Source organism: Methylocaldum sp. 14B (assembly GCF_002005105.1).
In the GTDB taxonomy this organism is placed as follows: Bacteria; Pseudomonadota; Gammaproteobacteria; order Methylococcales; family Methylococcaceae; genus Methylocaldum.
In genome coordinates, this window is sequence record NZ_MSCV01000082.1 from 1 (window position 1) to 562 (window position 562).

At 60.1% G+C, this 562-nt stretch carries 1 protein-coding gene; it reads left to right on the forward strand.

What is annotated here, in order from left to right; all coding sequences use genetic code 11:
- Nucleotides 1–131: 131 nt before the first annotated feature.
- On the forward strand, nucleotides 132–562 hold a 431-nt coding region (locus B2A78_RS25450; RefSeq protein ID WP_143735328.1), incomplete at its 3' end, for a polysaccharide biosynthesis/export family protein.

Here is a 562-nt window from a genome sequence, read left to right on the forward strand (position 1 = left end):
GTCAATCTGAACTTCATAACAAACTCCGTGGAATACAACAGTGAGAGTGAGCCTGCTTACAAATTTGATGCCGATCCATCTTGGCCCCTAATTTGCACGTAAGTTGCGTTCTCTATGCCAGTAAAACAAGCATGTATCGACAACTATTCACGCTCATCGTACTGTTCATCGCCGCCGGCAGCGTCTCGGCGGATGCGGCAAATCCCACACCACTACTGCAAATGCCACAGGACTACCGCATTGTCCCCGGAGACGTGCTGGAGATTTCGGTGTGGCGCGAGGAGGGCCTCACCAAACAGGTCCTGGTCCGCGCCGACGGCGGCCTCTCCTTCCCCCTGGTCGGCGACCTCGCGGCCGGCGGCCTCACCGTCGAGGACGTCCGCGCCACCGTCACCGAACGCTTGAGCGAGTACCTCGCCGACCCGGTCGTCTCGGTGTCGGTGATCACCACCAGCCAGAAGATTTATGTGGTCGGCAAGGTCAATAAACCCGGCGAGTTCGTCACCCCCGGCCGGGTCACCGTGATGCACGCCCTGGCGCTCGCCGGCGGGCTCAACCCGTT